The sequence below is a fragment of the Streptomyces sp. NPDC017991 genome, assembly GCF_044328075.1.
GTDB lineage: Bacteria > Actinomycetota > Actinomycetes > Streptomycetales > Streptomycetaceae > Streptomyces.
Window position 1 is genome coordinate 248,870 of record NZ_JBIRGP010000005.1, and the last position, 21,559, is coordinate 270,428.

Consider the following 21,559-nt stretch of genomic DNA (forward strand, 5'->3'; position numbering starts at 1 on the left):
TCGTTCACCGCGGCACGGCGGGGGCTAGTCGCGCAGTTCCCCGCGCCCCTGAAAGGCAGGTGCGCGGGGAACTGCGCGAGCCACCCCCACCGGGGGCGCGGACGACGGACGTCCGCGCCCCCGGCAGGGACTCACGGTCACTACATGATCGGGTCGGGCTCCCGGGCCAGGTCGGCCGCGCCCACCAACCCCGCCTCGTTCCCCAGCCGCGCGGCGATCACGTCGGCGACGGGACGCCAGTTCCCACCCACCAGCCACCGCTTGTACGACTTGCGGATCGGGTCGAGGACAAGCTCCCCCTCGTCCGAGAGCCCGCCGCCGACGATGAACGCGGAGGGGTCGAAGAGAGAGGCCAGGTCGGCGAGCCCGGCACCGGCCCAGCGGGCCAGCTCACGGTAGGAGTCCACCGCCACCGGATCACCCTGCCGCGCGGCCATCGAGATGTGCTTGCCCTCGATGCCGTCGGGCGAGCCGTCACCCAGCGACAGCAGGATGTCCGCGTTCTCCGGCGTCGCGTTGGCCCGCTGCTTCGCGTACCGGACGAGCGCGCGCCCGGACGCGTACTGCTCCCAGCAGCCCTGGGAGCCGCAGCCGCACAGCAGACCGTCCGGGACCATCCGGATGTGGCCGAACTCCGCCGCGACCCCGAAGTGCCCGCGGCGCAGCTTGTTGCCGATGATGATGCCGCCGCCCAGGCCGGTGCCCAGCGTGATGCAGATGACGTTCCGGTGCCCCTTGCCCGCGCCGAACTTGTACTCGCCCCAGGCCGCCGCGTTCGCGTCGTTCTCGACCACGACCGGCAGGCCCACCCGGGCCTCCACCGCTTCCTTCAGGGGCTCCTGCCGCCAGTCGATGTTCGGCGCGAAATAGACCGTCGAGCGCTGCCGGTTGACGTATCCGGCGGCACCGATGCCCACGCCGACGATCTCGTGCCCGGCCCTGGCACCTTCGACGGCCGCGGCGATCGCGTCCACGATCGCCTCCGGCGTCGTGGGAGTCGGCACCTTGAAGGTCGAGAGGATGTTGCCTTCCTCGTCGACCACCCCGGCCGCGATCTTCGTGCCGCCGATGTCGACGCCGATGGTGAGTCCCATGAATCCCTCAGTTTCGGTCGAGCCCCGCTATGGCCAACCGTACCCGAGCGAATTCAGTCGAGGTCGATGTGTTCACCGCTGCCGGTGCCCTTGCCGGTGCCCTCGTCCCGGGGGCGCGCGGCGGTGTCACGGGCGGTCCAGCGCCGCTCCTGCGCCTCGACGGCGGAGCGGTACGCGGCGAGCAGCTCGGAGCCGGCGCTCGCCAGGTGGTCGAACACGTCGGGGTTGCGCTCGATGACGGGCTCGACGGCGGCCTTGGCCTGCTGCACGACCTGGTTCACCATCTGCTGGGCGGCGCCGCCCGCGACCGCGCCGAGCAGGGGCGACTGCAGTCCGGACAGCTTGTCGGCGACGGCGTCGACGAGTTTGCGCAGTTCCTCGGCGGCCGAGCCGGGCGGCTGGCCGTACTGGGTGCGGCGGCGGGCCTGCTCGGCGGCGAGGTCCTCGGCGCACGCCTTCGCCCAGGCGTCGTCGTCGGCCGTCCGGACCTCGTCACGCGGATCGTCGCGCTCCTCGCCGTGCACCGTGCCGTCGTGCACCGGGTCGAGCGCGTCCTCCCCCGCGTCGGACGTGGGGCGCTCATCGCTCATGGCGGACTCCAAGCATCGGCTCTGTGTCTCTCGACGTTACCCGAACGGGATAGGCCGTTCACCGTGTCCGTGGCCACAGATCCGGGTCGGGCGCGAACCGGACACGCAGTTCGCCCTCGCGCAGGGAGGCGCCGTCGACCGCGCAGCGGCGCAGGGCGGACGGGAGCGCAACGATCCGGCGGAACTGCCCGACGGTGACGACGAGTTCGTCCCCGCGGCGGACGAGGTCGAGCTCCTCGCGTATCGCACCGGGGAGCGGGATGTGCCAGACGAGCACGCCGTCGTCGGCCAGCCGGTCGACGACGGGCCAGGCGAGCGGTCCGAGAGCGGCGGCGGCACCCGGAACGGGCACCGGAAGCAGGGCCAGGTCCTCGGCGCCGCGCGGATCACGGCCGAGGTGGGGGATCTCGTGCACCTCGCACGTCCCGGCGGAGGACGTCCCTGCGAAGCCCGTCCCGACGGAGGACGTCCCGGCGGGGCCCCACTCGTCACGCCATCCGTCGAGGGACTTGCGCTGCTGGGCGGCGAGGGCGGCCAGCCAGGTGTCGGGGGACGCGTCGGGCAGGACGCGGTTGCCGATCAGGGCGTCGGTGCGCAGCCCGCGCAGGGCGAGTCCGGTGACGGCCGACCGCACGGCGTCGGCGCCCGCGGGCCCCGGTTCGGCGACCAGCCGTACCGTCGTGGCCGGGTCCTCGACGGCCAGCTGGACCGCGGCCAGTTCGACGTCCCAGCGGGCCGCCGTCTCGTACAGGCGCTCCGTCGGCACGGGGACGCCGGCCAGGCGGCCGAGGAGGGGGCGCAGGGCGCGGGCGGCCTGGCGTTCCGCGGGCAGCAGGCGGCGCAGGTACCGGCGCAGTTGTTCCGGGAGGGCCAGCAGGGCGAGTGCCTGGGGGATCGGCGGCAGGTCGACGACCAGCAGGTCGAAGGTGTCCGCGGCGGCCGCGTCGCGCAGGGCGCGGAGCAGGGTGAGTTCCTCCGCGCCGGGGAGAGGGGTGAGTTCCTCGGCGTCCAGGCGGGCCGAGCCCAGCAGGTCGAGGGCGGTGGAGGCCTGTTCCTGGAGGGCCAGGAGGTCCGCCCGGAACCGTTCGCCCGCGTCCGGCCGCCAGGCGGTGAGGCCGGGGGCGGTCTCGACGGGTGCGGAGCCGGTGGGGGCGCCGAGGGCGGCACCGAGGGTGTCGGCGCGGTCCGCGGAGAGCACCAGGGTGCGGGTGCCCCGGCGGGCGGCCTCCCAAGCGGTGGCCGCGGCGACGGTGGTGCGGCCGGAGCCGCCGGGGCCGGTGATCAGGATGGTGCGCATGGAGGTGAACGGTACGTGGTGCGGCGGCTCCGGCGACGGGCCGCTACTTGTCGCCCGGCCCCACCTTGTTGTCGGCGTCCCCCGACTTCGCTTCCTTGTCCGCTTGCTTGTCTGCTTGCTTGTCGGCTTCCTTGTCGGCGTCGCCCGACTCCACGCGCTTCTTCAGGCCCGCCAGCGCGCGGTCGATGATGACCTTCTCCGCCTTGCGCTTGATCATGCCGAGCATCGGGATCTTGACGTCGACGGTGAGCCGGTAGGTGACCTCGGTGGCGCTCAGACCGGCCGGCCTGAGGATGTACGAGCCGTCCAGCGAGCGGAGCATCTGGGACTTGACCAGGGTCCAGGAGACCTCGTGGTCGCCGGTCCAGGTGTAGCCCAGGGTCTGGTCGTCCTTGATGGCGCCGGCGTCCATGACGAGGCGCACCTGCTCCGCACGGCCCTTCTCGTCCGTCGCGAGCACCTGCGCCTCCTTCACCTCGCCCGTCCAGTCGGGGTAGCGGGCGAAGTCGGCGATGACCGCCATGACATCGGCCGGTGCCGCCTCGATCGTGATACTCGAACTGGTGTGTTCCGCCATCGCTGTGGCTCCTCCAGATGCGGTCCGGACAGGGGGGTTCTGCGGGGCACGAAGGTTCGGCGGGGTACGAACGCTTTCTACCTGTGTGCGCAGCGTGCACGCTACCGCGCTGTGGGGGGCCCGCCGCCCCCGGCCCTGCGACCGCCGGTAGCCCCGGCGGCCCTCACCACTCCAGCGCCCACGGCTTCCCCGTCCCGGCGAAGTGACCCACGTTCACGCACTCCGTGGCGCCGACCCGCATCCGCCGGGCGAGCGGCTGGTGGACGTGCCCGAAGAGCGAGTAACGCGGCCTGGTGCGCCGGATCGCGGCCAGCAGCGCCCGGCTCCCCCGCTCGAAGCGCCGCGCCACCGTGTCGTAGACCAGCTCGGGCACCTCGGGCGGGATGTGGGTGCAGAGCACGTCGACCTCCCCGACGGCCTCGATCTTCGCCGCGTACTCCTCGTCGCTGATCTCGTACGGCGTCCGCATGGGGGTACGCAGTCCGCCGCCGACGAAGCCGAAGACGCGGCCGCCGATCTCGACGCGCTGCCCGTCGAGCACGGTGGTACCGGGTCCGGCGTACTCCGACCAGAGGGACGGGATGTCGACGTTGCCGTAGGTGGCGTACGTCGGGGTGGGGAACGCCGCGAAGAGTTCGGCGTACTGCTTCCGTACGGCCTTCTCGATGGCGGGGCCGCGATCGACGCCCGCCCACAGCCGGGCACCGAGGGCCCGCGCCTCCTCGTACCGGCGGGCGGTGCGGAGCTCGACGATGTGGTCCGTGTTCTCGGTGCCGAAGAGGTCCGGGAAGATGCCGCGGGAGTGGTCGGCGTAGTCGATGAAGAGCACGAGGTCGCCCAGACAGATCAGCGCGTCCGCACCCTCACCGGCCCTGACCAGGTCACGGGCATTGCCGTGCACGTCGCTCACGACGTGGATCCGTGTCCTCGGGGATGTCCTCGCGGTCTCTCGCTCGCCGCCGCCGTCGCCGCCGCCTTGTGTACCTGCCATGGCGATCAAGGGTAGGCCTGTGGAGCAAACGTGTGTAGACGCGGGCGGACCTGCGGTTACTACCCGGTCAGTAACGGGTTGGACTACTCTGCGCCAAGGAACGCCCACACGTGTGACGCGGGGAACATCTCACCGGACCCCCCTGTCGTAGAGGTACTACCGGCGGGTAACGTCCGGGCAGTCCAGTCGTGCTCAGGGTTTCAACAACCGACTCCCGGAGCACCTGCCCGAGCCTTGGACCGCTCCGTCGCATCACACGAAGTCGTGGCGTCGGCGCCCTATGAGGAGCAGCAGTCTTGCGCGAGTTCAGCCTTCCGGCTTTGTACGAGGTCCCTGCGGACGGCAATCTGACCGACATCGTCCGCAGAAACGCCGCGCAGCATCCCGACGTCGCGGTCATCGCCCGCAAGGTCGGCGGTACCTGGACGGATGTCACGGCCACCGCCTTCCTCGCCGAGGTGCAGGCCGCCGCGAAGGGTCTGATCGCCTCGGGTGTCCAGCCCGGCGACCGCGTCGCCCTGATGTCCCGCACGCGGTACGAGTGGACGCTGCTCGACTTCGCCATCTGGAGCGCGGGCGCCGTCACCGTACCGGTGTACGAGACCAGCTCCCCGGAGCAGGTGCAGTGGATCCTCGGCGACTCCGGAGCGATCGCGATCGTCGTGGAGCTGGACGCGCACGCCGCCGCCGTCGAGTCGGTGCGCGACCGGCTGCCGCACCTCAAGCACGTCTGGCAGATCGAGGGCGGCGGGGTCGACGAGCTCGACCGCGCGGGCAAGGACGTCTCGGACGCCGCGGTCGAGGAGCGCGGCTCGCTCGCCAAGGCCGACGACCCGGCGACGATCGTCTACACCAGCGGCACGACCGGACGCCCCAAGGGCTGTGTGCTGACGCACCGCAGCTTCTTCGCGGAGTGCGGCAACATCGTGGAGCGGCTGCGGCCCCTGTTCCGCACCGGTGAGTGCTCGGTGCTCCTCTTCCTGCCGCTCGCGCACGTCTTCGGACGGCTCGTGCAGGTCGCGCCGATGATGGCGCCGATCAAGCTCGGCATGGTCCCGGACATCAAGAACCTCACCGACGAACTGGCCTCGTTCCGGCCGACGCTGATCCTCGGTGTGCCGCGCGTCTTCGAGAAGGTCTACAACTCCGCGCGGGCCAAGGCGCAGGCGGACGGCAAGGGCAGGATCTTCGACAAGGCGGCGGACACGGCGATCGCGTACAGCCGCGCGCTGGACACCCCGGCGGGCCCGTCCATCGGCCTGAAGATCAAACACAGGACGTTCGACAAACTCGTCTACAGCAAGCTGCGGGCCGTGCTCGGCGGCAAGGGCGAGTACGCGATCTCGGGCGGCGCCCCGCTGGGCGAGCGCCTGGGCCACTTCTTCCGCGGTATCGGCTTCACGGTCCTGGAGGGGTACGGCCTGACCGAGTCCTGTGCGGCCACCGCGTTCAACCCGTGGGACCGGCAGAAGATCGGCACGGTCGGGCAGCCGCTGCCGGGCTCGGTGGTCCGCATCGCCGACGACGGTGAGGTGCTGCTGCACGGCGAGCACCTGTTCAAGGGGTACTGGAACAACGAGGCCGCGACCGAGGAGGCGCTGGCCGACGGCTGGTTCCACACCGGTGACATCGGCACGCTCGACGAGGACGGGTACCTCCGGATCACCGGCCGCAAGAAGGAGATCATCGTCACCGCGGGCGGCAAGAACGTCGCCCCGGCCGTGATCGAGGACCGGATCCGGGCGCACGCGCTGGTCGCGGAGTGCATGGTCGTCGGCGACGGGCGGCCGTTCGTGGGCGCGCTGGTCACCATCGACGAGGAGTTCCTGGGGCGGTGGGCCGACGAACACGGGAAGCCAGCCGGCTCGACAGCGGCGTCCCTCGTCCTCGACCCGGATCTGCTCGCGGCGGTCCAGAGCGCGGTGGACGACGGCAACGCGGCGGTGTCGAAGGCGGAGTCCGTGCGGAAGTTTCGTGTGCTGTCGCACCAGTTCACGGAGGATTCGGGCCATCTGACGCCGTCGCTGAAGCTGAAGCGGAACGTGGTGGCGAAGGATTACGCCACCGAGATCGAGGCGATCTATCAGGGCTGAGGCGCCTGTTGCCCGTGCCCTCCGGGGTGCCACGGGTCGAGGGACGGCGTGTGCGGGCCGGTGGGGGTTGCCCGCGCAGTTCCCACCGGCCGCAGACGAAGAAGCAAGCGCGAGACCCGCTTCCAGGGGCGCGGGGAACTGCGCAGTCTTTACGGCGCGCCCCCACCCGGCCGCAGGCGCCCGAAAGCAGCGCCCCCCACCCCCGTCGGCGTCAGAGCAACCCCCGCAACCCCTCCGCCAGCAGGTCCCAGCGCCACCTCTCCTCGACCCATTCCCGCCCCCGCTCCCCCATCCGCCGCCGCAGCTCCGGATCGGCGAGCAGCGTGACGATCCGGTCGGCGGCGTCCTCGGCCGAGCCGCCTCGGACCACCCACCCCGTCTCCCCGTCGAGCACCGCGTCCGGCGCACCTCCGGAGTCGCCCGCGACCACGGGAAGGCCCGTCGCGGAAGCCTCCAGGTAGACGATGCCGAGCCCCTCCACATCCAGCCCCCCGCGCCGCGTGCGGCACGGCATGGCGAAGACGTCGCCCGCCCCGTAGTGGGCCGGGAGTTCGGACCAGGGCACCGCCCCGGTGAAGCGGACGGAGTCGACGACACCGGTCTCGTACGCGAGCCGGCGCAGATCCTTCTCGTACGGACCGCCGCCCACGATCAGCAGCACGGCCTCCGGCTCGCTCGCCAGGATCCGCGGCATCGCGAGGATCAACGTGTCCTGCCCCTTGCGCGGCACGAGACGCGAGACGCACACCACGACCGGCCGGTCGGTGAGTCCGAGGCGCGCCCGGACGGCGTCCCCGCCCGACCCGGGGTGGAACGTCTTCTCGTCGACGCCGGGAGGAAGCTGCACCATCCGACCGGCCGCCTCGGGCGTCAGCGCGGCGGCGATCCGGGACCGGGTGTACTCACCGAGGTACGTGATCGTGTCCGTCGACTCCCCGATCCTGCCCAGGAGTTGACGCGCCGCAGGCAACTGCGCCCACCCCGCCTCATGCCCGTGCGTGGTGGCCACAAGACGCTCCGCGCCCGCCTTCCGCAGCGCGGGCGCGAGCAGCCCGAGCGGTGCCGCCGCGCCGAACCACACCGAGGTGCAGCCGTGCTCCCGCAGCAGCCCGACGGCCCGCCGGGAGACCCCCGGAGTGGGCAGCAGCATGGTTGTTCGGTCGCGTACGATGACGAAGGGCTGTTCGGCGTCGAAGGCGGCTGTGGCCTCGGCACCTTCCCGGCCCCGCTTCCACGTGGAGGCGTAGACGACGAGCCGTTCGGGGTCCAGGCGCAACGCCATGTTGTGCAGGAAGGCCTGGATACCGCCCGGTCTCGGCGGAAAGTCGTTGGTCACGATCAGGGTCTTGTGCATGGTCTCGCGCATCGCCGTCGACAGTACCGAACCCGTACCTCACAGCCCGGCCCGGCCGCGCTTCACGGCTCTCGCACAGCCGCGCGGGAGATCATGACCGCACAGTGCGGCGGCAGCGGAGCGGCACGGCGGACCCGTACAGAAAAGGGCAGGTGGGCATGGCGGGAGCCAAGGGGCCGAGGTTCCCGTACATACTGCCGGCGACCTGGGCCCTGACCAGACTGCTGCTCCTGCTCTTCGTCTTCAAGGTGTTCGTCTTCCCCGGCCCGGACGTCACGAGCGACGTCTCGGTGACCTACCAGAACTGGTACGAGATCCTGCGTACCGGCACCTTCCCGCTCGAAGACGTCACCTGGCAGTACCCGCCGGCCGCCGCGCTCGCGATCCTCTCCCCCGCGCTCCTGCCGTTCCTCGCCTACACGCAGGCGTTCTTCGTCCTCGCCTTCGCCGCCGACCTGATCGCCTTCGGCCTGCTCCTGTACGCGGCCCTGCGCCCCGGCGGTTCGGTGCCGGTCTCGGTGCGCGGCGTCTGGGTGTGGGTGATCGGCGTACCCCTGCTCGGGCCGACCGTGTACGCGCGCTACGACGTCATGGTGACCGCCGTCGCCGTGGCCGCGCTCCTCGCGGGCGTCCGGCACCCGAAGGTGATGGGCGTCCTCGCCGCGCTCGGCGCGATGCTGAAGGTGTGGCCGCTGCTGCTGCTCGTGGGCACGACCGGACGCAAGGCCTGGGCCGCGGCCGCCGCCGCGGCGGCGGCCGTCGCGCTGGTGTTCGTCGTGTCGATGCCGGGAGCGTTCGCGTTCCTGACCTTCCAGCGCGACCGCGGGACCGAGGTCGAGTCCCTCGGCTCGCTGGTCTTCCACATCGCCCGCCACCACGGCTGGGAGGGCCAGGTCCTGCTCAACTACGGCTCGGTGGAATTCCTCGGCCCCTACGTCGACGTGGTGAGCACGGTGGCGCTGATGCTGACCGGGCTCTCCTTCGGCTGGCTGCTCCTGTGGCGGCTGTGCGCGACCCGCTTCCTGGTGCACACGGCCGCCGACGCCGCTTTCATGGCGGTACTGCTGTTCACCACGACGAGCCGGGTCATAAGCCCGCAGTACCTGGTGTGGCTGGTCGGTCTGGCCGCCGTGTGCCTGGTCTTCCGCGGCAGCCGGATGGGATGGCCGGCGGTGCTGGTGCTGCTGGCGTGCCTCTTCACCGTCCTGGAGTTCCCGGTCTTCTTCGCGGACGTCGTCGCCAGCACCGACCTCGGCATCGAACTGCTCGTGATCCGCAACGGCCTGCTGGTCGCCGCGACCGTCACCGCGGGTGTGCTCCTGTGGCGCGACACCGTGTCCTACCCGGACCCGGCCCCGGCGCCCAGCCGGGCGACGCCCGCCGACGAGGAATCACTGACCTCCTGACGCCACGGACCCGCGACGGGCGCGGCAGCAGGAGCACAGCAGGGCCGCGACACCCGCACGGGCAGAGGTGCGCCGCTCAGCGGTTCTCGAACAGCGCGATGCCTGCCGCGTCGGCGAACCGCGGTGTCTCCGCCTCCGCGATCATGAGAGCGGCGATCCCCGCTCGCGGCGCCCTCGGCGGGATCATGCGCGGTGCGAACTCCTCGGCGCGTACGAGGTGTCCGTTGCCCCGGTAGGGCCCGTCCGTCAGCGGCCCGGCGTGGACGGTGGTCCCGCCCGCGTTCCGGACGGCACGGTCGGCGGCGTCCTTCGCGTCCCACTCATGGCGCAGGACGCGCTTGAGGAGAGCGCCGTTGAACGCGCCGAGCGCTCCCTGGGTGGCCCCCATGCCCAGCGAGGTGAGCCAGATGACGCGGGGCGCGGCCGACGCGATCTGGCGGGCGCCGTCGGAGAGAACCGCGGGGTCCTGCTTCTTGGTGACGCCCAGGCCGCTCACCACGACGTCGGCGCCCTCGACGGCGGCGGCGACGCTGCCGGGTTCGGTCACGTCCGCCCGGACCACCCGCAGATTCGGCGAGGCGGGCACCCGGACCTGATCCGGTATCCGCACCTGTTCCGGCCGGCGGGCCAGGGCCACGACCTCGTGCCCGCGCTCCAGGGCGCGGGCCACGATCAGTCGGCCGGTCTGTCCGGTGGAACCGAGTACAGCGATCTTCACGAGAATCTCCAGTCACGACAACAGCACGAGAACGAAGGACAGAGAGGCCGGGATCGACTCCCCCGCTCGCCTTCGACGTTAGAACCAGGCATCATTAACTTCAAATGCAATCTAGTTACGACTGGATTTACTCACATGCAACTGGACTTGAATCTCCTGACCGCGCTCGACGCCCTGCTGGAAGAGGGCAGCGTGACGGACGCCGCCGCCCGCCTGCACGTCTCCGCTCCCGCGATGAGCCGCACCCTGAGCCGTATCCGCCGGGCCACCGGTGACGAGATCCTGGTGCGCACCGGCCGCACCATGACGCCCACGCCTCGCGCCCTCGCCCTGCGCGCGACCGTGCACGAGCTGGTCCAGCAGGCCCGGACGGTCCTGTCCCCCGACACGGAGGTCGACCTGGCGGCACTGGAGCGGACCTTCATCCTGAAGTGGCACGACGCCCTGGCCGCGGCGGCCGGCCCGCACCTGCTCCGCTCCCTGCGCGCCGAGGCACCCGGAGTGCGGCTGCGTTTCCTGGCGGAGGCCAGCACCGACACCCATGACCCGCGCCGGGGGGACATCGACCTCGAAGCCGGCGCCGGCGGGCCCTCCTCGCCCGAGATCCGTCACGAGGTCGTGGGCCACGACCGGCTGGTGCTGGCCCTGCGCCCCTCCCACCCGCTGTGCGACGGCGGCAACGGCAACGGCGCAGACCGGCCGCTCGGCCTGGAGGACTACATGACCGCCGAGCACATCACCGTCTCCCGCCGGGGACGGCTGCGCGACCCCATCGACGACATGCTGGAGGCCCGGGGCCTGAGCCGCCAGGTCGTGGCCGCCGCTCCCACCGCCGCGACGGCCCTGCAGTTCATCCGCCATCACGACCTGGTCGCCGCGGTACCCCGTCTGATCAGCCGCCCTCTCCTGGACGGCCTGGGCCTGTGCGTCCGACCGCTGCCGCTGCCCATGCCCGAGGTCCCCGTGCGCCTGGCCTGGCACCAGCGCTACGACAACGACCCCGCCCACACCTGGCTGCGCCGGCACGCCCGTACCGCCCTGCGCCACGCGTGCGCCACCACCGACGACGTGACCTTCGACGAGTGACCGCCGCTCCCAGCCCCTGAACCGGCCGCGCCACGGCCCCACGACGGCACGGCACCTCAGCGGACGCGGCGGATCCTGATCGGGCCGCGGGCCTTCGCCGGCTCCACGACCCGGCCGCCCTGGGTGATCTCCACCTCACCGGCCTCCACCAGCCGCCGGGCCGCGCGGCGGGCGGGTTCCATGAGCGAGCGCCAGCCGTCGTCGTCGCCCGTGTACACCGCCCGCGCGGCGTCGGAGGGGCAGATCGTCGCGGTCGGGGCGCGACTCTCCAGCAACTCCAGGATGGCCCGCTCCAGGTGCCGGTCGGCCCGCCGTTCGCTGTCCGTCACTCCGCCAGGGTCGCACCGGCCGCTCCGCCCGGCCATCGCGGCCGGGCGGAACACCCGGGTGACGGCCCCTGCGCCGTCACCCGAGCCGGTCCCGCAGATACTCCCGCCACAGCCGCGTGAAATCCTCCGGCGACGTGTCCAGGACCTCCCGCATCCCCGCCTCCACCGCGCCCGCCCGCTTTCCGTGCGCCCCCACGGCCCGGTAGAACTCTCCCAGCCGCACCTCGCCCCACCGCTCGGCGATCATCCGGCAGGCCAGCCACCCGCTCTCGTACGCCCGCGCCAGCTTCCCCGCGTCCCCGTCGAACCCGAAGTCCCCGTCCTCGGGCAGCGCGTCCGGCACGCGTCCGTCCAGCACCGCGCGGGTCAGCTCGGGCGCGACCTGTGCCACCGTGCGGCCGGTGCCCAGATAGCCGACCCAGTCCGCGTACCCCTCGGACAGCCACAGCGGGGTCGCCGCCGAGGTCGAGGCGCGGGTCGCGACATGGGTCGTCTCGTGCGTGAGCACGACCTGCCGGCCGAAGGAACCCAGCACTCCGTACGCGTCCGGGTTCACGATGATCCGGTCGGCGGGCGCCTTCGCGGAACCTCCCCCTGCCTCCGGCCGGGGGGACCCCCCTTCCGCTTCGCTCACCTCGCCCGTGGTGACCGCCGCGATCCCCCGGTACCCGGACGCGGGCGCCCCCAGCAGCTGCGCCATGCCCTCCAGCGACTCCGGTACCAGGACGACGACCCGCCCCGGCCACTCCTCGCTCCACGCCTGCCGCACCGCGGGCACCGCGCGGTCGGCAAGGCCCGCGTAACCGCGCAGCGTGCCGCGGGACTGCCCGACCCCCAGGACGAGGCTGTGCGCGCCGCGTACGGCCACCACGGGCCCCTGCTCCCACAGTTGACGGCTCGCGTCGCCCGCGGGCCGGTCGGCACTCACGTACCAGCGCCCCTCGGCACGGGTCAGGCTCAGCGTGCGGGCGGTGACGACGGGCGCCCTGTCGTAGCCGTCGATGCGGTAGCGCAGCTCCGCGTCGGCCGTGGCGCGGTCGCCGGAGCGGTGGAAGCCGGTCACGCGGTACGCGTAGTCGCTCAGCGGCACCGCCCGCAGGTTCCTGAACCCGGTGCGCGCCTCGGCCCGTTCGGCGGCGGCGACGGAGCCGGGCGGCGCCGTCGCCACGAAGGCCTTCTCACTGCCGTCGCGCACGGCCGCCGCCCGCCGGTCCAGTACCTGCCGGACCTCGGCGGACGCGGCGTCGCTCCCGGCGGACCCGCCGCAGCCGACAAGACCCGTCAGACCCGCCAGACCCGTCAGGCCTGCCAGCAACAGCCCCACGATCCTCTTCGGCGCACGTCCACGACCAGCCACGATCCTGATCGTACGGCGCGCGTGCCGTGGAGTGAGGGGCGCGTCAGGGGCGCGTAACGGCCGAGACGGGCATCATGCCCACCGGGTCGTAGCGCACCGGGGCACCCGGGTAGGGCGCGTGGACCACCTGGCCGTTGCCCACGTACATCCCGACATGGCTGGCGTCGTCCCGGTAGGTGACGATGTCACCGGGCTGCGCCTGCGAGAGCGGCACCTGCCGCCCGGCGTGCGCCTGGGCCTGCGAGGTGCGCGGCAGACCGACACCGGCCTGCGCGTACGACCACTGGGTGAGGCCCGAACAGTCGAAGCCGGCGGGCCCGTTGGCCCCCCAGATGTACGGGCGGCCGACGGCGGAGCGGGCCGCGGCGACGGCGGCGGCGGCGCGCCCCGAGGACGGGACGGCGCCGGTGAGGTCGGGGGTCCGGCCGGAGCGGGAGGTCCGGTCGTAGGCGGCGCGGTCGGCGTCCGGCATCGAGTTGAGCAGCTGCCGCGCCTTGGACAGCTTCCGCTCGACGGTGCGTTTGTGCCGGGCGACGGCCTCGCGGCTCCTGTCGAGTTCGGCGAGCTTGCCGGTCGTCTCCGCACGCTCCTGGGCGAGGTCGCGCATGGCTGTCTGGAGTTTCCTGAGCTCCCCGGCCTGGCGGGCGCTGATCCGGTCGAGCGCGGCGGCCTTGTCCAGGTACTCGTCGGGGTCGTCGGAGAACATCAGCGCCAGTGAGGGGTCGAGGCCGCCGGAGCGGTACTGGGCCCCGGCGAGCGAACCGAGCGCGTCCCGCATGGTGTTGATGCGGTCCTGCTGTCGGGCGATCCGGTCCCGCGCCCTGTCCACCTCGTCGCGCAGGAGGTCGGCGCGCTCGTCGGCCTTGTTGTACGACTCGGTGGCGTGCTCCGCCTCCTCGTACAGGCGGTCCACCTCCGCGCGGTTGTCGTCCGGCGGCGCGGCGCCGGCCGGCAGGGCGCCGAGGGCCGCGGCCGCGACGGTCAGTACGCACAGGGTGGCGCCTCGGGCGCCCCGGTCGAAGCCGGACGGTGCAAGGCGGCGATGGGACCCCACAGGAAGCCGCACTCCCTTCCGCTGACGGACCCCCTGAGTTGGGGGAAACGCGCCAGACAGTAGTCGTGCGACTACGCGGTGGCCAAAGACCCATACGGGTACACAACGCGACGCCCCGCCTCAGACGCAGGTCATGGGCGGGGCGTGGGGTCAGCGGGAGTCACCGGAATTCGCCCGTTCGGGCGGCGTGGCGACCGGCCTCCGGGAAAACCCGAGGCGCTCGGATCAGACGCGGACACCGAACTGGAAGGAGCCGATGGTGCTCATCGACTCAAGCCGGACGACGGCGCCGGGCTTCGGCGCGTGCAGGACCACGCCGTTGCCGGCGTACAGGCCGACGTGCGCGAGGTTGTTGAAGAAGACGAGGTCGCCGGGCTTGAGCGCGCTCATGCCGATCTTCGTGCCGTCGTTCTGCTGCGTGTAGGTGGTCCGGGTTATGGACTGGCCGGCCTGGTTGTACGCCCACTGCGTCAGACCGGAGCAGTCGTACGAGTTGGGGCCGCTGCCACCGGACACGTACGGCTTGCCCATCTGGGTCTTCGCGGCGGCGAGGGCGGCGGCACCGCGGTCGGAGGCGGGCGCCTCGTTGCCAAGCTCGACGCGGTCCCCGGCGTCGCGGCTGGCGCGCGTGTCGGCGGTCTTGATGGCCGCCTGCTCCGCGGCCGTGAGGGTGTTGAGGAGCTGGCGCGCCTTGGCGAGCTTCTCCTGGACTTCCTTCTTCTTCTGGCCCAGGGTCTTGCGGGTGTCGGAGAGCTCCTTGAGCTTGCCGGCCGCTTCCTGACGCTGCTGGGCGAGGACCCGCTGCTTGTCCTGGACCTTCTTCAGCGCCTCGACCTGCTGAGCGCTCAACTGGTCGATGGCGGACGCCTTGTCGAGGTAGTCGTCCGGGTCCGAGGAGAGGAACAGCTGGACGGAGGGGTCGACGGCGCCCGTGCGGTACTGGGAGCTGGCCATCAGACCGAGGCCGTCACGCATGGAGTTGAGATCGTCCTGGCCGCGGGCGACCTGGTCCTGGAGGGTGTCGATCTCCTTCTCCAGCTTCTCCTGCTTCTCCTCGGCGCCGTTGGCCCTGTCCGTGGCCAGCGCCGACTCTTCGTAGAGCGCGTCGACCTTGGCCTTGACCTCGTCCTTGCCGGGCTTCTCGCTGGGAGCGGCGTTGGCGGCCTGCGAGCTGAGAGCAACGGCGGCAGCGGCGGCGGTGGTGAGCACGGTCACACGGGTGCGGCTCGGCTGCTTCGGTCGACGGTGGGACGCCACGGAGGCGAGCTCCTTCATTACCTCAGCCGCCCACCGAAGACGCCGGTTGGCGGTGCCCCTCCACCGTCACTCCCAATGAGTGATCACCCGAGTAGAGGTTCGACGCCTGACCCTAGTGACCACCTGTGATCAGTTCAAATCCTCCTCGGAAAAATCTCGGTCACCGATCGCATTCTTTGCAATCAACTCACGTGCAGTAACGCTCTCTTGACGCTACGTTGCGTGAAGGTTTCGCCAAGTCGGGCAAGACGACCATGCGTTGCTCTTGGTGCGTACGAGATCTTTGGTGCGTACGGGACAGAACGACGAATCGGATCACCGAAGCCGCGAGGGTGCCCATGAAGGGCGGGTCTCAACCCCTCGAAAGGCGCTTGAGCAGCACCACGGAGGCCACCGGCCGGGCGCCCGCGCTCGCCACGCCGTCGGCCACCTCGCGGTCCGTGGAGACGACGATGACGGGCCGTCCCGGCGGTTCGGCGCGCACCAGCTGGCGGATCAACTCGTCCGCGGTGACGCCCGGCTTGGAGAACAGCACCCGCACCCCGCGCGGCGGCGCGAGCAGCACCGGGGCGGCCAGCTCGGCCCCGTCGAAGACACAGGTGACCTCGGCGCCGGTCTGCGCGGCGAGCTGCGAGAGCTGACCGAGCAGCCGCAGCCGCTGCTTCTCCAGCGGCATCTGCGGATAGCCGGTCTTGGTGACGTTGTACCCGTCGACGACCAGATGCGCCTGCGGCAGTGCGAGCAGCTGGTCGAGGACGGCGGGGTCGCTGTCGGACAGTGCCCGGGCCGCGATGTCCTTCGGTGTCATCCGCCCCGGTTCGACCGCGTCCACGGTCTCCGCCGGCCGCACCGACACCGGCGGCAGGGCGAGTTCGCGCCGCAGCCCCTGCGTGGCTTCGAGCACGGTGTCCAGGAGCAGCCGCACGCGCATGTCCTCGACGCTGCGCCCCTCGCGCGCCGCGCGGCGGGTGGCCTCCAGGGAGCCCTCGACCTCACCGAGCCGCTGCTTCAGCCGCCGGCTCTCGCTCTCGGCGGCGGACACCTGGGCCTGACCCTCGCTCCGCACGGCCTCCATCTCGCCGCGCAGCTTGCGCAGGGCCGCCTCACCCCGTTTGACGTCGCTGAAAGCCCCGCGCAGCTTGCGGTGAAGCGATTCCGCTTCCTTCTTCGCCGCGTCGAGTTCGGCGCGCAGCCGCTCCGTCTCGGCCCGGGTCTGCCCACGGGCCTCGGCCAGCTCCTCGCGCAGCCGCTCCAGCTCGACCCGGCTCTCCTCGTCGGCACGCTCGGCGTCCGCCCGCAGGGCCTCCTCGCCGGCGGCGGTCACCAGCTTGACCCAGCCCGTGGGGCGCAGCACATAGGCCGCGGCCGCCACGTCCAGCGGGTCGGCGGCCGGGGGCGGCGAGCCCGAGTCGAGAGCGCCGGACAGCTCGGGCTGCGCGTCTCTGAGCTTCTCGGCGATGCGCTGTCTGAACAGCGGATCGGTCTCCATGGCCGCCGCCATCGCCGTCCCCGCGAACTTGGCGCGACGATTGGGGGTGAACCGGGCGTACTGCCTCAGCTGTGTGGGCAGTTCGGCCACGGTCAGCCCGCCGAACCCGTCCGACACGATCTGTACGACCCTGCGGCGCACCCCGTCGGGCAGCGGACGGTCGAGCACCTCGGCGTCGCCGTCGTCCGGCTCACCGCCTGTGGTCTCCACCATCCTTCACCCCATCGTCCGTGCGGGGCCGGCTCCTGTCAGGAGCGGGCGCCCGGCCTGTCCACCAGTTCCACCTGATCCACCGCGTTGCACCACCGGCAGCGCACGGAGTCGATGGTCTCACTGACCACGTCGCGCTCCTCGACCTTGGGTTCCCCTGCCAGGTCCAGATGTACGTACTCGACGACCTTCGACGAACGGGTCACATCGAATCGCGTGAGGTTGCCGCAGAGCGTGCAGCGCCACCGGGTCTCGGCCGTCGGGAGGGGAACCGTCATCGTGGCAGTCGCTCTCTTTCCGTAAGTCTTCGTGACGCACCGGATTCCCCGGAGCGTGTGGCTCGTAACCCTACGGCCTGGCGGGTACTCGACGCCCGTCCACCGGGAGCGGCGAGGCGCTCTGTGCGGTTCGGTCCTGTTACGTCATGCTCTGTGCATGCTCGGCAACTGGGGTGCACCCGGCAACAGGACGGTCAGAGCGGTCAGGGCCTTCCGGAGCCACCCCGCTCCGGTGACGTACGGACTGATGGCCCTGTGCTGCGCGCTCTTCGTGATCGGTCCGGCCTCGGGGCTCAGTCCCTCGTACGGCACCGGTGACGAGCTTCTTTCCGCGCAGCGGGCCTATTTCGAACGGTGGGGCGTGGTGCCCGTCGAACTGTTCCGGGGGACGCTGCGGGCCCTCGGCACCCCGGCCACCGCGCTGTTCGTGCACGGCAGCTGGCTGCATCTGCTGGGGAACATGCTCTTCCTCTACGTCTTCGGGGCGATGGCCGAGGAGAGGATGGGCCACGTCGAGTTCGCCCTCTTCTACGTGGGCTGCGGCTACCTCGCCCTGCTGGGCTACGCGGGCGTCCACGCCGACTCGGCGCAGACCCTCGTCGGCGCGTCGGGGGCGATCTCCGCGGTCCTCGGCGCGTTTCTGTACCTGTTCCCCAAAGCACGGGTGACCAGTCTCTTCCCGTTCCTCTTCTTCCTTCCGCTGCGGTTTCCCGCGTGGGTGGTGCTGCCGTTCTGGGTGTCCCTGCAGTGGCTGGCCGCGGGGCGCGCGTCGCAGGGCCCGGGGGTCGCCTATCTGGCGCACCTGCTGGGCTTCTCCGCCGGGTTCCTCTACGCGTGGGTGCGGTACGGGCGTCCGGCTAGAGTGAAATCCCCAGCGACGGCCACCGAGGGAGAAAACCAGCCGTGATCACCGCGATCGTGCTCATCAAGACCAGCGTGGACCGGATTCCCGAGATCGCCGAGTCGATCGCAGCGCTGGACAGCGTCAGCGAGGTGTTCTCCGTGACCGGGACGTACGACTTGATCGCCATGGTCCGGGTGAAGGCCCATGACGATCTGGCGGATGTCATTCCCGGCATGATCAGCAAGATTCCGGGGGTCGAGGGGACGGACACGCATGTGGCGTTCCGGACGTACTCGCAGCACGACCTGGAGGCCGCGTTCGCCATCGGGGGCGACAACTAGGGCGTTTCTTTTGGATCAGCCCGGGTCCGCGGCGCCCGGCACAGCACCTCGCGGCGTTGTCGCACGACCCGAGTACGCCCAGTACGCGGATCATGCTCCGCCTTGCGATGCACCGCACCGGACACCGCGGCCTGATCCGACCTGATCCAAAAGAAACGCCCTAGGCCCTCCGGGGCGCGCGGTACGGGGGTCGGGTTGCGTGTCGGAGCCCTTCAGGCCGCCGGGACGCAGCGGCCGTTCTCCGTGCGGTAGTTCCAGCTGGCGCCGTTCGCCACGAGTTCCTTGACCGCTCCCACGAAACGCTCCACGTGCTCGTCGGGGGTGCCGACGCCGAAGCTGACGCGGATGGCGTTCAGGGACTTCTCGCCGGGGGCGGCCTCGGGGGCGCCGCACTCGCCCTGGGACTGCGGGTCGCTGCCGAGGAGCGTACGGACCAGCGGGTGGGCGCAGAAGAGGCCGTCGCGGACGCCGATGCCGTACTCGGCGGAGAGCGCGGCGGCGAAGTGCGAGCTGTTCCAGCCGTCGACGACGAACGAGATGACGCCGACGCGCGGGGCGTCGTCGCCGAAGAGCGAGAGCACCCGGACCTCGGGCACCTCGGCGAGACCCTGCCGGACGGTGGCGACGAGCTGCTGCTCACGGGCGACGAGCGTGTCGAAGCCGGCCTCGGTGAGGGCCTTGCAGGCGGAGGCGATGGAGTAGGCGCCGATGACGTTGGGCGACCCGGCCTCGTGCCGTGCGGCGCTCTCGTGCCACTCCACGTCCACCCCGCCGTCCGTACGCCGTGACACCTTCCGCGAGGCACCGCCACCGGCGAGGTACGGGTCGGCCTCGCGCAGCCAGTCGAAGCGTCCCGCGAGCACACCCGAGCCGAACGGCGCGTACAGCTTGTGGCCGGAGAACGCGACCCAGTCCACGTCCAACTCCTGTACGGAGACGGGGTGGTGGGGCGCGAGCTGGGCCGCGTCGAGCACGATCCGGGCGCCGTGGGCGTGGGCGGCGGCGGCCAGTTCCCGTACGGGCCACAGTTCGCCGGTGACGTTCGAGGCGCCCGTGACGCACACGAGGGCCGGACCGTACGGGTCGCGGTCGGCGAGGGCCCGCTCCAGCGTCGCGACGGCCTCGCCCGGGGTGCGCGGGGCGTTGAGGTAGGTGACGCGGGCGTCCTGCCACGGCAGCAGCGAGGCGTGGTGTTCGGTCTCGAAGACGAAGACCTGGCAGTCGGCGGGCAGGGCGGCGGCGAGGAGGTTCAGCGAGTCGGTGGTGGACCGGGTGAAGACGACCTCGTCGTCGGCGCGGCAGTCGAGGAACTCGCCCACGGTCCTGCGGGCGTTCTCGAAGAGGTCGGTGGAGAGCTGGGACAGATATCCGGCCCCGCGGTGCACGCTGCCGTAGTACGGGGCGTACGCGGCCACGTCGTCCCAGACCCGCTGGAGGGCGGGGGCGCTGGCGGCGTAGTCGAGCGCGGCGTAGGTGACCTCGCCGCCGGTCACGAGCGGAACGGTGACGTCTCGGCCCAGCACGGGCAGGGACCCCGAGGCGTCGGTGTCACAGTGGGCGGACCGGTCGGCGGCAGCGGTGGAGACAGACATGGCGAGCTCCTGTGAGAGGCAGGCGAAATCACTGTGCGGGCGGGCATGGCCCGGCACAGGAAAGGTGAAAGGGGTACGCGGAAGTGGGGCTCGGCGCCCTATCGCATTCGCTTGCTCATGAAAGGCTCCCTCGAACGACCAGGACCCCTGGTGTGTCCGCTCCAGCGAGCGGTGAGGGGTCCGCGCTTGCCGTAGACCTCACTGCCTACGACCTGGTCTTCACCCGGGGCACCCCGCCACGGACGGAGGGTTGCCGGACAGTCGGCCGGGGCCTGTTGACTGTCACTCATGACCTGCCAGCATCTTGCCACACGATCACGCCGACGCAACCCGCTGTCCGCATCGCGGAACGGCGGGGGCACCGGTCACCGCCTGGGGGCTCCGCCCCCGCCCCCCGCTGCGCAGTTCCCCGCGCCCCTGGGTACCTAGGGGCGCGGGGGACTGCGCAATCGTTGAGGCCCGCCCCCACCGGGGCCGCTGACGACCGACTACGCCTGGGTCGCCGTCACCCACCGCTCCAGCGTCCGGAGCGCCGCCCCGGAATCGATGGCCTCCGCGGCACGAGCCATCCCGCCGCGGATCTGCTCGGCGAGCGATCCAGGCCCCGGCGAGAGCGCCACCAGCGCCGCCGCCGAGTTGAGCAGCACGGCGTCCCGCACGGGCCCCCGCTCACCCCCCAGCAGCCGTCGCGCGACATCCGCGTTGTACGACGCGTCAGCCCCCCGCAGCGCCTCCACCGGCACCAGCTCGATCCCCACGTCCCGCGGGTCGAAGGCCTCCTCGCGCACCTTGCCGTCCCGGACGACCCACACCCGGGACGTGGCCGTGGTGGTCAGCTCGTCGAGACCGTCGTCGCCGCGGAAGACCAGCGAGGAGTTGCCGCGCTCGGCGAGGACCCCGGCCACGATGGGCGCCATGGGCGCGTGCGCGACCCCGACCGCCTGGGCCTTCACCCGGGCCGGGTTGGTGAGCGGGCCGAGGAAGTTGAAGGTCGTCCGGATCCCCAGCTGCCCGCGCGCCGCCGCCACGTGCCGCAGCGCCGGATGGAACTTCACCGCGAAGCAGAAGGTGATCCCGGCCTCCTCGGCCACCTCGGCCACCCGTCGCGGGGTCAGCTCCAGGTTGACGCCGAGCTTTTCGAGGACGTCCGAGGCGCCGGACGCGGAGGACGCGGCGCGGTTGCCGTGCTTGACGACCTTGGCACCCGTACCGGCGATGACGACGGCCGACATCGTCGAGATGTTGACGGTCTTCGCCCCGTCCCCGCCGGTGCCGACGATGTCGACGGTGTCGCCCGGCACCTCGATCACGTTGGCGTGCGCGTACATCGTGCGCACCATGCCGGAGATCTCCTCGACGGTCTCGCCCTTGGCCCGCAGGGCCACCGCGAACCCGGCGATCTGCGCGTCGGTCGCCTCGCCCCGCATGATCAGGTCCATCGCCCAGGCCGTGTCGTCGGCGCTCAGGTCGCGCCCGTCCAGCAGGCCGTTCAGGAGGGCGGGCCAGGAACGGCCCGCCGCGAAGTCGCCTCCAGCGGGGGTCACAGCACTCATCTGCCGCTCCTGGGTCCGTGTTCGTGGATGTGGGTCCACCCTATCCAGG

The 21,559-nt window shown here is 71.7% G+C and carries 20 protein-coding genes and 1 riboswitch; of the genes, 5 read left to right on the top strand and 15 right to left on the bottom strand.

Features of this window, described 5'->3' with window-relative positions:
- Nucleotides 1–140 precede the first annotated feature (140 nt).
- From ACH4DZ_RS17410 to ACH4DZ_RS17430, 5 genes are all read right to left on the bottom strand, one after another.
- Nucleotides 141–1,094, bottom strand: a complete 954-nt coding sequence (locus ACH4DZ_RS17410) for an ROK family glucokinase (RefSeq protein WP_398287983.1) — start codon at nucleotides 1,092–1,094, stop codon at nucleotides 141–143.
- A 53-nt stretch (nucleotides 1,095–1,147) separates the two neighbouring features.
- Nucleotides 1,148–1,684: a DUF5304 domain-containing protein gene (locus ACH4DZ_RS17415; RefSeq protein ID WP_398287984.1), complete on the bottom strand. Its 537-nt coding sequence runs from the start codon at nucleotides 1,682–1,684 to the stop codon at nucleotides 1,148–1,150.
- A 58-nt stretch (nucleotides 1,685–1,742) separates the two neighbouring features.
- Nucleotides 1,743–2,981 carry an ArsA family ATPase gene (locus ACH4DZ_RS17420; protein WP_398287985.1) on the bottom strand — a complete coding sequence of 413 codons (1,239 nt, stop codon included), beginning with the start codon at nucleotides 2,979–2,981 and terminating at the stop codon, nucleotides 1,743–1,745.
- A gap of 43 nt (nucleotides 2,982–3,024) precedes the next feature.
- Nucleotides 3,025–3,558, bottom strand: coding sequence for an SRPBCC family protein (locus tag ACH4DZ_RS17425; RefSeq protein ID WP_398287987.1), 534 nt, complete (start codon nucleotides 3,556–3,558; stop codon nucleotides 3,025–3,027).
- A gap of 163 nt (nucleotides 3,559–3,721) precedes the next feature.
- Nucleotides 3,722–4,558 carry a metallophosphoesterase gene (locus tag ACH4DZ_RS17430; protein WP_398287988.1) on the bottom strand — a complete coding sequence of 279 codons (837 nt, stop codon included), beginning with the start codon at nucleotides 4,556–4,558 and terminating at the stop codon, nucleotides 3,722–3,724.
- A 287-nt stretch (nucleotides 4,559–4,845) separates the two neighbouring features.
- Here ACH4DZ_RS17430 and ACH4DZ_RS17435 point away from each other — a divergent pair, with 287 nt between their 5' ends.
- Nucleotides 4,846–6,642 carry an AMP-dependent synthetase/ligase gene (locus ACH4DZ_RS17435; protein WP_398287989.1) on the top strand — a complete coding sequence of 599 codons (1,797 nt, stop codon included), beginning with the start codon at nucleotides 4,846–4,848 and terminating at the stop codon, nucleotides 6,640–6,642.
- Nucleotides 6,643–6,853: 211 nt separating this feature from the next.
- Here the strand turns inward: ACH4DZ_RS17435 and ACH4DZ_RS17440 are convergent, their stop codons facing one another.
- A complete protein-coding gene (locus ACH4DZ_RS17440) occupies nucleotides 6,854–7,996 on the bottom strand; it encodes a glycosyltransferase family 4 protein (RefSeq protein WP_398288309.1) in 1,143 nt (380 codons plus the stop codon).
- A gap of 158 nt (nucleotides 7,997–8,154) precedes the next feature.
- Between ACH4DZ_RS17440 and ACH4DZ_RS17445 the strand changes: the two genes are divergently transcribed.
- Nucleotides 8,155–9,402, top strand: a complete 1,248-nt coding sequence (locus ACH4DZ_RS17445) for a glycosyltransferase 87 family protein (RefSeq protein ID WP_398287990.1) — start codon at nucleotides 8,155–8,157, stop codon at nucleotides 9,400–9,402.
- A 76-nt stretch (nucleotides 9,403–9,478) separates the two neighbouring features.
- Here the strand turns inward: ACH4DZ_RS17445 and ACH4DZ_RS17450 are convergent, their stop codons facing one another.
- Complete coding sequence (locus ACH4DZ_RS17450) at nucleotides 9,479–10,120, bottom strand: NAD(P)-dependent oxidoreductase (RefSeq protein ID WP_398287991.1); 642 nt, start codon at nucleotides 10,118–10,120, stop codon at nucleotides 9,479–9,481.
- 135 nt (nucleotides 10,121–10,255) lie between these two features.
- Between ACH4DZ_RS17450 and ACH4DZ_RS17455 the strand changes: the two genes are divergently transcribed.
- The gene (locus ACH4DZ_RS17455; RefSeq protein ID WP_398287992.1) at nucleotides 10,256–11,206 is read left to right on the top strand and encodes a LysR family transcriptional regulator; all 951 of its coding nucleotides are present in this window, start codon (nucleotides 10,256–10,258) and stop codon (nucleotides 11,204–11,206) included.
- A gap of 56 nt (nucleotides 11,207–11,262) precedes the next feature.
- Here the strand turns inward: ACH4DZ_RS17455 and ACH4DZ_RS17460 are convergent, their stop codons facing one another.
- The 6 genes from ACH4DZ_RS17460 to ACH4DZ_RS17485 all read right to left on the bottom strand — a co-directional run bounded on the left by ACH4DZ_RS17460 (nucleotide 11,263) and on the right by ACH4DZ_RS17485 (nucleotide 17,180).
- Entirely contained in the window at nucleotides 11,263–11,535 is a 273-nt protein-coding gene (locus tag ACH4DZ_RS17460) for a DUF3253 domain-containing protein (protein ID WP_398287993.1), read from the bottom strand.
- A gap of 76 nt (nucleotides 11,536–11,611) precedes the next feature.
- Nucleotides 11,612–12,892 carry a hypothetical protein gene (locus tag ACH4DZ_RS17465; RefSeq protein WP_398287994.1) on the bottom strand — a complete coding sequence of 427 codons (1,281 nt, stop codon included), beginning with the start codon at nucleotides 12,890–12,892 and terminating at the stop codon, nucleotides 11,612–11,614.
- Between the two features lie 43 nt (nucleotides 12,893–12,935).
- Nucleotides 12,936–13,946, bottom strand: a complete 1,011-nt coding sequence (locus ACH4DZ_RS17470) for an NlpC/P60 family protein (RefSeq protein WP_398287995.1) — start codon at nucleotides 13,944–13,946, stop codon at nucleotides 12,936–12,938.
- Nucleotides 13,947–14,171: 225 nt separating this feature from the next.
- Nucleotides 14,172–15,203, bottom strand: a complete 1,032-nt coding sequence (locus ACH4DZ_RS17475; RefSeq protein ID WP_398287996.1) for a C40 family peptidase — start codon at nucleotides 15,201–15,203, stop codon at nucleotides 14,172–14,174.
- A 352-nt stretch (nucleotides 15,204–15,555) separates the two neighbouring features.
- The gene (locus ACH4DZ_RS17480; RefSeq protein WP_398287997.1) at nucleotides 15,556–16,905 is read right to left on the bottom strand and encodes an NYN domain-containing protein; all 1,350 of its coding nucleotides are present in this window, start codon (nucleotides 16,903–16,905) and stop codon (nucleotides 15,556–15,558) included.
- Between the two features lie 35 nt (nucleotides 16,906–16,940).
- Entirely contained in the window at nucleotides 16,941–17,180 is a 240-nt protein-coding gene (locus ACH4DZ_RS17485) for a hypothetical protein (protein WP_189778954.1), read from the bottom strand.
- A 157-nt stretch (nucleotides 17,181–17,337) separates the two neighbouring features.
- Between ACH4DZ_RS17485 and ACH4DZ_RS17490 the strand changes: the two genes are divergently transcribed.
- Nucleotides 17,338–18,087 (top strand): rhomboid family intramembrane serine protease, encoded by a 750-nt coding sequence (locus ACH4DZ_RS17490; protein ID WP_398287999.1) that lies wholly within the window; start codon nucleotides 17,338–17,340, stop codon nucleotides 18,085–18,087.
- Nucleotides 18,084–18,365 (top strand): Lrp/AsnC family transcriptional regulator, encoded by a 282-nt coding sequence (locus ACH4DZ_RS17495; RefSeq protein ID WP_107017436.1) that lies wholly within the window; start codon nucleotides 18,084–18,086, stop codon nucleotides 18,363–18,365. Before ACH4DZ_RS17490 ends, ACH4DZ_RS17495 begins: the two co-directional genes overlap by 4 nt.
- 212 nt (nucleotides 18,366–18,577) lie before the next feature.
- Here ACH4DZ_RS17495 and ACH4DZ_RS17500 read toward each other — a convergent pair whose 3' ends face one another.
- Nucleotides 18,578–19,957, bottom strand: coding sequence for an aminotransferase class V-fold PLP-dependent enzyme (locus ACH4DZ_RS17500; protein ID WP_398288000.1), 1,380 nt, complete (start codon nucleotides 19,955–19,957; stop codon nucleotides 18,578–18,580).
- Between the two features lie 177 nt (nucleotides 19,958–20,134).
- A riboswitch (SAM riboswitch) is annotated at nucleotides 20,135–20,251 on the bottom strand.
- Between the two features lie 194 nt (nucleotides 20,252–20,445).
- Nucleotides 20,446–21,510 carry an anthranilate phosphoribosyltransferase gene (gene trpD / locus ACH4DZ_RS17505; protein ID WP_398288001.1) on the bottom strand — a complete coding sequence of 355 codons (1,065 nt, stop codon included), beginning with the start codon at nucleotides 21,508–21,510 and terminating at the stop codon, nucleotides 20,446–20,448.
- Between the last annotated feature and the right edge of the window lie 49 nt (nucleotides 21,511–21,559).

Coding starts and splice junctions, on each gene's coding strand:
- ACH4DZ_RS17410 (WP_398287983.1), bottom strand. CDS start 1,094: ATGGGACTCACCATCGGCGTCGACATCGGCGGCACGAAGATCGCGGCC.
- ACH4DZ_RS17415 (WP_398287984.1), bottom strand. CDS start 1,684: ATGAGCGATGAGCGCCCCACGTCCGACGCGGGGGAGGACGCGCTCGAC.
- ACH4DZ_RS17420 (WP_398287985.1), bottom strand. CDS start 2,981: ATGCGCACCATCCTGATCACCGGCCCCGGCGGCTCCGGCCGCACCACC.
- ACH4DZ_RS17425 (WP_398287987.1), bottom strand. CDS start 3,558: ATGGCGGAACACACCAGTTCGAGTATCACGATCGAGGCGGCACCGGCC.
- ACH4DZ_RS17440 (WP_398288309.1), bottom strand. CDS start 7,996: ATGCACAAGACCCTGATCGTGACCAACGACTTTCCGCCGAGACCGGGC.
- ACH4DZ_RS17445 (WP_398287990.1), top strand. CDS start 8,155: ATGGCGGGAGCCAAGGGGCCGAGGTTCCCGTACATACTGCCGGCGACC.
- ACH4DZ_RS17455 (WP_398287992.1), top strand. CDS start 10,256: ATGCAACTGGACTTGAATCTCCTGACCGCGCTCGACGCCCTGCTGGAA.
- ACH4DZ_RS17480 (WP_398287997.1), bottom strand. CDS start 16,905: ATGGTGGAGACCACAGGCGGTGAGCCGGACGACGGCGACGCCGAGGTG.
- ACH4DZ_RS17485 (WP_189778954.1), bottom strand. CDS start 17,180: ATGACGGTTCCCCTCCCGACGGCCGAGACCCGGTGGCGCTGCACGCTC.
- ACH4DZ_RS17490 (WP_398287999.1), top strand. CDS start 17,338: ATGCTCGGCAACTGGGGTGCACCCGGCAACAGGACGGTCAGAGCGGTC.
- ACH4DZ_RS17500 (WP_398288000.1), bottom strand. CDS start 19,957: ATGTCTGTCTCCACCGCTGCCGCCGACCGGTCCGCCCACTGTGACACC.
- trpD (WP_398288001.1), bottom strand. CDS start 21,510: ATGAGTGCTGTGACCCCCGCTGGAGGCGACTTCGCGGCGGGCCGTTCC.